Here is a 9724-nt window from a genome sequence, read left to right on the forward strand (position 1 = left end):
CTACATACTCCGTCGTTAGTATTAAATTCAAGATACAATATAATATAATTAACCGATTTGTAGGACAGGCGTCTCGCCTGTCTATTAATATTCATCGAAAAGCCGTAATTTGAAATTTAAAGTTATCCATCTGAAATATTGCTTTTAATGTAGGGGTCAGATTTATCCGACCCGAAAAACGGGTTTGATGAATCAAACCCCCTACCGACAAGTGAAAGCTTACCTTTTGCAATTTGTACCTTACATCTTTTTCTTCACTCGATACACAATACTCGATATGCAATACTAATTGCTATTCCACATAGGCTGCCTGTAAAATTTCCTTGGTTGAGCTTTCCGGTGCTTGAACAAGGATAACTCCATGTATATTATCACCCGACCAATTAATTCCTTCCAGATTAAAAGAAAAATCGAGGGATGCTTCAGAGGCGAGCGAATCAATTTCAATTTTCTGTTCATCAAAAATATCAGTAACGGAATATTGTAATTCTTCTTCTGTACGTTCTATAAAAATCATTCCATTTATCTCTAAATTATTTAAAGAAGAAGAACTTACATTCTCAATTGTACCGCTAATGGTGGTTGTATTGGCATTACTATTTCTAGGATCTAAGGTAATAAGAATTTTTGCACCTTTATCCAGTTCAGCATCAATTTTACTTTTAATAGTTTGGTAATTAGCATAACCATGAATCCAGTTTTCATTTAATCCATTAAATAAGATATTAGGTATACCTCTATCAGCACTGCCAGGAGTAAAATACCAGTCATATCGTTCAGAGACTTCTGGAGTAGTATATTCACTCCAATTAACTGCTTCTTCTACTAATACCACTTTATTATTACCATATTCCTCTGCTAATTGTTCTAAGATGGGCTCAACTAATTCACAATTAGAACAACCTATGGCCATATAAAGTTCTATCATTACCACTCGTTCAGCAGGTTCTGGTTCTATTGGTGGAGTAGTCGGAGAGCAGCCGATGAAGAGACCTATAACTAATCCTATCATTATTAATCCAAATAATAGCTTTTTCATATTATTTTTCTCCCTGTAAAATTTATTCTCTATTTCTTATCTAATAACCTGGCGGAGGAGGACATACTCCATCATCACAACCGTCGTCTTTTTTGGGCTTTTTCTCGGACACCTTTTTTTCTTGAGCTCCTAAGAAATATGTTAGATATTGGAACATTAAATTTTGTTGTTTGGGGATTAGCCCCGGATAGACCCTCTTTACGATCAAATTATTATCTAAAAAGATATTAGTGGGCAAAACTTCAATATTATAAAGATTGCTCACTTCATTCTGACTGTCTAAAAGGATGGGAAAAAATATTTTTTTATTATTCCAAAATTCTTTAATCTGAGCAATCTCTTCCTCTTTCAGGTCCTTATGGGTATTTACCATAATAACCTGATAAGGTTCTTCAATGGTGTATACTTCAAAATACTTGGCCAACTCTTCTATCCCGTTTATTGAATCATTATTTTCATTATCATAAAAATAAAGAATAATGAGCTTTTGTTTTTCTTTGTAATCTTCCAAATTAAAGATTTCCCCATCTATAGTCTTGAGTGTAAAGCTGGGTGCAGGAAAATTTTTTCTAAAAGATGAACAAAAAACAGAGGGGCAAAAAGAAACCCAAAAAATAACAATTAATAATAAAGCGATTAAAAGATGCTCCTTTTTCTTATGTAAACAAGATATCATATGAAATGCCTCCTGATTAATTTACCGATTTGCCAATTGACCAATTAGATTATTCGTTAGGGCTTCTTGCTTATTTATTTAATAATACGTTAGTATTAGATACAAGTTACAAATTCACAGTTTTTAATAATAAATTCCGCTATAAAACAGCAGGATAGCTAATCCGAAAAACAGCAGGGTCATAGCCATTTTGATTTTCCCAAAATTCTTTTGAGTGAGTGCCGCCCATTGCGCCGATGTAGTTCCCCAGTAAGTAAAGGAAAAAACCAGGACCAAAGGCAGTATAAACATCAGATTATAGAATAAGAGATAAAATAAAGCATTAACCTTTAAATCAGGAATAGCACTGATGAACATGATAGTAGGAAGATAAATCTGACCGGTACAGGCTAATTCTAAAAGAGAAACTATAAAACCAGTTACTGCAGCCATTAAAATATAATTACCCAATTTTACATTTTTACGGATAGCAGAATGGATCATATTCTTTAAAAATGAGGGCAATTGTAGTTTGGCATCTTTACTATTTCCTTTTTTCTTGAATTGGAGATAGTCATATAGACTGACTATCCCTAAAATCAAGGCAAGGGCAGCAGTAACCAGAACAAATATCTTTCGAACTAAAGGCAAAAAAGACAAAGAAGTAATTACCTTTAAGGCTCCGGTCCCGATTAAGAAGTAGGTTAGAAACACGGACAGGGCAAACATTCCTCCTACCCAGAGAATTTCCTTTCCTTTTCGATTGATCAGAGTAAGATAAGAGATAAAAAATATAATGGTGGCAAAAGCACAGGGATTTATGCCATCAATCAAGCCACTCACCGCTACCGCAGTCAGACCGAAAGACTGAAAACGAGCTATTAATCTATCTTTAGCAGTAAGGTCTTTTTCTTTAATTTTCTCCCAGGGAGCGATAGTTTCGGTGTTTGAATATTTTTGAATTGCTTCCTCTAAATTTTCAAAGGTAATGCCGTCTCTAAAAAGATAATCATCCCCTATAAATATCACCGGTACCAGAAGTCTTTTCTCCTCCGGCATTTGAAATAATTCACCTAAGGATTCGGCTAATTCCATACTATCAGTTAGGTTAATATCGAAACTTTCTATGATGAGATTATCTGGATATTTTGCGAAAATATCTCCTAATATAATCTTGACTTTTTCGCAATCATGACACCCTACTTCGTAAAAATAAGCTAAATAAACCGGGGAGTTAATCGAACTTGAGGTGCTTGCGGCAAAGGAATTAATAGTATATGGAGAAGATATTTGGCTTATAAAAATCACAAAAAACAACGAAAGCAAAACCAGAGTCCAAATCGAATAAAACTTTCTTTGGTCTACGCTATTTGATTTATTATTTGTTAAAATAGTTTTCATTATTAAAGCTTTCCCCTTTAATTATACCAATCAGTATAGTTAATAATTGTTTTTATTTTGCTATAGATCGCTTTAAATATCATATTTTAAGCGGTAAAATTCTCCTGGATTATAAACTTCAGTATACAATATAAATTTAAAATTTCAAAATTTTTGATTTTGCTATATTTTCTATAGTCAGAAGTACACTTTAAATTTAACATGATAAATCTATCATGTGTATCTACAATTGTCAAGAATTAAATTTCGAAACTCGATTAATAGTTTTTCGTAAAAAACTTGACAATAAACATACGTTTATTTTATACTATAAAAGAGAGTACAAATTTTGTTGATATAGTGGATGATTATTTAAATTTTGAAAGGAGACTAAAGATGCTTAAAAAAGAACCCCTTGACCCAAATCATAAAAGGACTCTTCAGTTGATTCAAGAAAAGATCAAAGAAAATGGCTATCCACCCACTGTTCGGGAAATCTGTAAAGCAGTGGGAGTGACTTCCTCTGCCACCGCCCATAAATATCTTACCATTCTGGAAAAGAAAGGTTATATCCATCGGGAGAAGGAAAGATCTCGAGCCATTAAAATTATACCTCGGACCAATGAACTACCTGTCGTGGGAAGCGTGGCCGCAGGAGAACCCTTGTGGGCCTTAAAAGATATCACCGAAGTCATACCGATACCGGAGCAGCTTTCTGGCAGTGAAGAATGTTTTATGGTAAAAGTTGAAGGTGACAGTATGATTGGTGATCATATCCTTAATGGCGATTATGTCATGGTTAAGCCCCAGCAAAATGCTGACAACGGAGACATTGTCATCGCTCTCCTAAATCAGGAGGAAGTGACAGTAAAAAGATTATATAAAAAAGATAATCAGATTACCCTTCAGCCTTCCAACCCTCTTTACCAGCCCATCAGCACCAAAGATGCAATTATCCTGGGTAAGGTTATCGGAATTTTAAGACGATTTAACGGAGGAAAAAAGTAGCAACCATGCTATATGTCGGCACCTCTGGTTATAGTTATGAAGATTGGATAGGAACCTTTTATCCTGAAAATACTGATAAAAAAGAGATGCTGAAGTTATATGCCCAAAAGTTTAAGGTTTCTGAAATTAATTCTACCTATTACCGTATCCCCCATCCGGCATCTTTTTATTATTTGCAGCAAAAGGTTCCTGCTGATTTTAAATTTGCAGTAAAAGCCAATCAGGAAATGACTCATAGCCGAGAAGAAAATCCCACTATTTTTAAAGATTTTAAAGAATCCATAAAACCCCTTCTGGAGGCAGGTAAATTTGCCTGCGTGTTAGCCCAGTTCCCTTATTCTTTTCATCATACTCCCTCTAATCGGGATTACCTTCTCCGCTTCAAAGAAAGAATGGAGGATATACCTCTGGTGGTAGAATTTAGAAATTCTTACTGGATAAATAAGGAAATATTCCGGATTTTAAAAAACAACGACATCGGTTTTTGCTGTGTGGACCAACCTCAGCTCAAAGGTTTGATTCCGCCTATTGCTGAAGCGACTTCCAATTTGGGTTATATTCGATTTCACGGTCGAAACAAGGCTAATTGGTGGGAGCACGAAAAGGCTTATCAGAGATATGATTATCTCTATAGCGAAGACGAATTAAAAGAATGGATACCTAAAATAAAAAAGATTGCCGAGAAGACCACCGACCAGTATATTTTTATGAACAATCATTATAAGGGGCAGGCGGTTAAAAACGCCTTGATGTTGATCAAACTTCTTAAAGAAGAAATAAAAGCTGGAGAAATTAAAGAAAAAGAAAATAAGCAAGGAGAACAGGTTTAAAGGAAAATTGCTTATATTTTTTTGCTCCTTAATACAAACATTCGTTCTATACTAGTCATTAGTGAATAGTGAATAGTCGTTAGTGAGGGTTCGATTCATAGAACCCGTATGTTTCGGGTTGGATAAATCCGACCCCTACTAAAAACCGTGAGCTTGTTATTTTATACCTTATATTTAAATCTAACAACCAACTTAATTGGTCAATTGGCTAATTACCAGAAAGGATTTCAAAAAATGGATATGGTACATCTGCATGTACACTCTCAATACAGCATGCAAGACGGGCTCTGCAGTCTTGATGGTTTGATTAAACAAGCTGCTGTCTTTAAGATGAAAGCAGTGGCTTTAACCGATCATGATGGGCTCTACGGAGCTATTCAATTTTATAAAAAGGCAAAAAGCGCAGGAATAAAACCCATTATTGGCTGTGAAATACGGATAAACGATAATCAAAAACCCAGAGAAACCTATCACCTTATTCTTTTAGTTAAAAACAGGGAAGGATACAGCAATCTCTGCCAGATGGTCACCAGGGCACACTTATCTAATCCTGGCTCTATTCCGGCAATAGAAAAAGATATTTTGGTTAAATACAGCAAAGGAATTATCGGATTAAGCGGATGCAATAAAGGGGAAATCCCTCTTCTCCTCTCCCAAAAGAAGGCTGAGCAAGCCGAGAAAGCCGCTTGCTGGTATCAAGAATTATTCGGTAAAGAAAACTACTATTTAGAATTATCCTTTCATGGACTTAGCAAAGAAAAAGAAATAAATTCTGCATTGATAGAAATAGGGGAAAAACTAAACATCCCTCTGGTAGCCACCAATAATGTCCATTACGTAGAAAAAAATCAGGCATCCTCTCAACATCTGTTAAATAAGATTGCCAACTTAGGAACGAAAGAAAGATTTCATCACCAAAAACTGGAAACTCCCGAATATTATTTTAAATCTCCCTCAGAGATGGATAACCTATTTTTCCGCCTGCCTCAGGCTCTTAAAAACTCAGTGGAAATTGCTGAAAAGTGTAACTTGGAACTTAATTTAGGACAAATTCATCTCCCGGCTTATCCTCTACCCTCTTCTTCTTCCGCCCCGGACTACTTAAAAAAACTTTGCCTGGAAGGCCTTAAAAAATATTATTTCCCTCCTTCGCCAGAAGTTACCAAACGCCTGCAACATGAATTAAAAATAATTAACCAGATGGGCTTTGCCGGATATTTCCTGATTGTCCGGGATATAGTTTACTTTGCCAAACAAAACCATATTCCGGTAGGACCGGGTAAGGGTTCTTCGGCAGGCAGTTTAGTTTCTTACCTGCTTAATATAACTGAGGTAGACCCTTTAAAATATCAACTTTTCTTTGAAAGATTCCTTAATCCGGAAAGAATAGACCTTCCGGATATTGATATAGATTTCGGCCAGCTGGGAAGAGAAAGAGTAATTTCTTATATCTTTGAAAAATTCGGGAATAACCGGGTAACCCATGTCAGCACTACTTCCACCTATGCCGCCCGTTCAGCCATTCGAGATGCAGGAAGAGCATTGGAATTCCCTCCTCGGGATATAGGTAAAATCGCCCAACTTATGCCCATATTCTCCTTGCACGGAGTAATTAAAGCCTCTCTAAAAACATTACCCGGACTGAAAAAGCTCCCTCAAGACCAGGAACCTCTTAAATCCCTATTCTCTCTTGCTCAAACCATAGAAGGGATGCCCCGGCATCTCTCTGTCCATGCCTCTTCCATGATCATTTCAGATAGGCCGCTTTCCGAAATAGTTCCCTTGGAAGTAACCAATCAGGGTGAAATCGTCAGTCAATACGAAAAAGAATCCATCAAAGATTTAGGCCTGCTGAAAATAGATATCTTAGGCTCCCGCAGTCTTACTATCATTAAAAAAACTCTGGAAATGTTAAAAGAAAAAAAGATAAATATTACTCTTGACCAGATTCCCCTTGATGATGAAGCTACCTTCTCTGCCCTGCAAAAGGGCAAAACTCTGGGAATTTTTCAACTGGAAAGCTCGGGGATGTCTTCCCTTTTAAGGAGTCTTTCCCCTTCACATCTCGATGATGTTATCGCCGCTCTATCTTTATATCGGCCGGGTCCTTTGGATAGCGGAATGACCGAACATTATCTTAAAAGGAAACGGGGAGAAGAGAAAATAGACTATTTACACCCAAAATTAAAGCCCATTTTAAAAGATACTTATGGAGTCATTCTTTATCAGGAACAGGTTATGCAGGTTGTTTCGCTTTTTGCCTGCCTTAGCCTGGGAGAAGCCGACCTCTTTCGTCGAGCCATTAGTTCCCGTTCGCCAGTAGAAATGGAAAGACAAAGAGATAATTTTCTTAAAAAAGCTATCAAGCAGGGAAATACCAGGGAAGAAGCAGAAAAAATTTTTTACCTGATCTCCAAGTTTGCCCACTACGGTTTTAATAAAGCTCACAGCACCTCCTATGCTCTAATCTCTTTTGTAACCTGTTACCTTAAAGTGCATTATCCCGCCTACTACCTGGCTTCCCTGCTCACCTACGGTATGGGTTATTATGCTCCTGACCGCTATATTCAGGAAGCCCGGCGTTTCAAGGTTGAAATACTCTTTCCCGATATAAATAAGAGTGGAGCCGGTTTTACTGTAGAAGATGGAGCTATTCGAGTGGGACTGGGTAAAATAAAAGGTATGGGAGAAAAGCATTTAAAATCCATCCTATCTCTCCGGGAAAAATGCAAAAGATATAATTCCTTGTATGATTTCTGCTATAAAACTATTTCTTTAAGAATTAATCAAACATTAATAGAAAATTTAATTAAGATAGGGGCTTTCGATTTCACTACCTATCCCCGTTCGGCATTGTTAACCCTGCTCCCTCTTACTTTAAAGGAGGTTAGAAAGAACAAAGCTAAAGATGAAAATCAAAACAAAATATCCGAACTTATTTCCTCTGATTCTATTCCTGCTTATCCCTTTTCTCAATCTTTCCAAATGGGTTTGGAAAAGGGAATACTCGACATATATATAACTAACTATCCTTTAAAAAAATATGATAAAATATTATCATACCTGCCGATAATGAATTCCAATCAACTATTAAGTCATTTTTATCCGAACCCAATTTTGATAAAAGGAATACTAATTCAAACCAGAAGACAATTTACCAGACAAAAACAGGTAATGGCTTTCCTGCTCCTGGAAGATGAAGCAGGTCTCTTTGAAGTGATTGCCTTCCCGAATATCTATCAAAAATATTCTAATCTCTTTCGCATGGAAATACCTCTTTTAATAGAAGGGACGCTAAGCAAAGATAGCGGTGACTCTAAAATAATCGCCCGGAAGATTATGAATATAGACAGTATATACTAGTCTTTAGTATATAGTGAAAAAAAGAAAACAGGGGCTACTGAGGTAGGGGGCAGACCTTGTGTCTGCCTGTAATAAGTAATATTAGATAACATACATTGTACGAAAAAAGTTTTAAATTTTTAATTATAGCTTTACTACTGACTTCTAATTACTTGAAAAGAAAGGAATTTAAAAATAATAATGAATAATATTAATCGACTATCCATTATTCATCTGGATCTTGATGCCTTCTTTGCCTCGGTAGAGCAAAGAGATAACCCGGCCTACCGGGGGGAGCCTCTTATTGTGGGAGGAATAAGCGGCGGCAAAGGAAATTCAAATCGGGGAGTGGTTTGTGCCGCTTCCTATGAAGCCCGTAAATACGGTATTCACGCCGGTATGCCCATCTGGGAAGCCCGCCAAAAATGTCACCGGGGAATTTTTATTCCTTCCCAAATGAATAAATATCTGGAAGCATCTAAAAAATTCTTTCAGATATGCAGTACCTATACTCCTTTAATAGAACCATTGGGTATAGACGAACTCTTTTTAGATGTATCCGGATGCGAATCACTCTTTGGCTCAAGCGAAACCATCGGTAGAAAAATTAAAGAAAGGATTCATCAAGAATTAAATCTTAAGATCTCGGTGGGCATAGCAGAAAATAAATTCCTGGCCAAGATAGCCACCAACCTGGGAAAGCCAGATGGTTTTTACCTTATTCCTTCTGAAGATATTCAAAAAATTCTCTATCCCCTTCCGGTATCTGCTCTCTGGGGTATAGGAAAAAAGAGCGAAGAACTGCTAAAAAAATCCGGTATTTACCAGGTAGAACAACTGGCTAAAATGCCTGATATAATCCTAGAGAATCTTATGGGGAAAAACGGGATAAAGATAAAGCTTCTGGCTCAAGGGATAGATAACAGTCCGGTTACTCCGCTATCTGAAGCAAAATCTATTGGCAAAGAAACAACTTTCGGCAGCAATATAAGCGAAAAAGCAGTTCTTCTAAAAGAACTGCTAAAAATTTCTCAGATAGTGGGATATACCGCCAGAAAAGAAGGTTATAAAGGTCGGACCATCACTTTGAAAATAAGATTTCAGGATTTTACTACCTTCAATAAGTCCAAGACCTTAGAAAATTCTACCCATCTTGATGATACCATTTTTAAGAGTGTGGTAGAACTCCTGGAAAAAGTAAGATACAAAAAAGTCGGGGTCAGACTTTTAGGCATAAAACTTTCCAATCTTACCCCGGGGAATAGAATAAGACAATTGAAATTATCAAAAGACAAAGAGGACAAATTGGAACAATTGATCCAATCTTTAGATAAAGTCAGGGAAAAATTCGGTACTAATGCCATAACCCGAGCCAGTCTTCTCTCTAATTTATCGTCAGAAAAATCGTTCCTTTGATATTTCGCGCTATTTTTTTACGATTCAAATTCAAATCCTTTTTCTTTGAAGAGC

General features: G+C 36.5%; 7 protein-coding genes. 4 read left to right on the top strand and 3 right to left on the bottom strand.

Annotated elements, in window-relative coordinates; translation table 11 throughout:
- Positions 1-292: 292 nt before the first annotated feature.
- The 3 genes from ENO17_09125 to ENO17_09135 all read right to left on the bottom strand — a co-directional run bounded on the left by ENO17_09125 (position 293) and on the right by ENO17_09135 (position 3095).
- Complete coding sequence (locus tag ENO17_09125) at positions 293-1039, bottom strand: hypothetical protein (GenBank protein HER25195.1); 747 nt, start codon at positions 1037-1039, stop codon at positions 293-295.
- A 40-nt stretch (positions 1040-1079) separates the two neighbouring features.
- Complete coding sequence (locus tag ENO17_09130) at positions 1080-1715, bottom strand: redoxin domain-containing protein (GenBank protein ID HER25196.1); 636 nt, start codon at positions 1713-1715, stop codon at positions 1080-1082.
- 123 nt (positions 1716-1838) lie between these two features.
- Positions 1839-3095: a hypothetical protein gene (locus ENO17_09135; protein HER25197.1), complete on the bottom strand. Its 1257-nt coding sequence runs from the start codon at positions 3093-3095 to the stop codon at positions 1839-1841.
- A gap of 375 nt (positions 3096-3470) precedes the next feature.
- Here ENO17_09135 and lexA point away from each other — a divergent pair, with 375 nt between their 5' ends.
- The 4 genes from lexA (at position 3471) to ENO17_09155 (ending at position 9670) form a co-directional block, all read left to right on the top strand.
- Complete coding sequence (gene lexA, locus ENO17_09140) at positions 3471-4082, top strand: transcriptional repressor LexA (protein ID HER25198.1); 612 nt, start codon at positions 3471-3473, stop codon at positions 4080-4082.
- 5 nt (positions 4083-4087) lie between these two features.
- Complete coding sequence (locus ENO17_09145) at positions 4088-4912, top strand: DUF72 domain-containing protein (protein HER25199.1); 825 nt, start codon at positions 4088-4090, stop codon at positions 4910-4912.
- A gap of 234 nt (positions 4913-5146) precedes the next feature.
- Positions 5147-8275, top strand: coding sequence for a DNA polymerase III subunit alpha (locus ENO17_09150; protein HER25200.1), 3129 nt, complete (start codon positions 5147-5149; stop codon positions 8273-8275).
- Between the two features lie 180 nt (positions 8276-8455).
- Positions 8456-9670, top strand: coding sequence for a DNA polymerase IV (locus tag ENO17_09155; GenBank protein ID HER25201.1), 1215 nt, complete (start codon positions 8456-8458; stop codon positions 9668-9670).
- Positions 9671-9724 lie beyond the last annotated feature (54 nt).

The organism is Candidatus Atribacteria bacterium (assembly GCA_011056645.1).
In the GTDB taxonomy this organism is placed as follows: domain Bacteria; phylum Atribacterota; class Phoenicimicrobiia; order Phoenicimicrobiales; family Phoenicimicrobiaceae; genus Sediminicultor; species Sediminicultor quartus.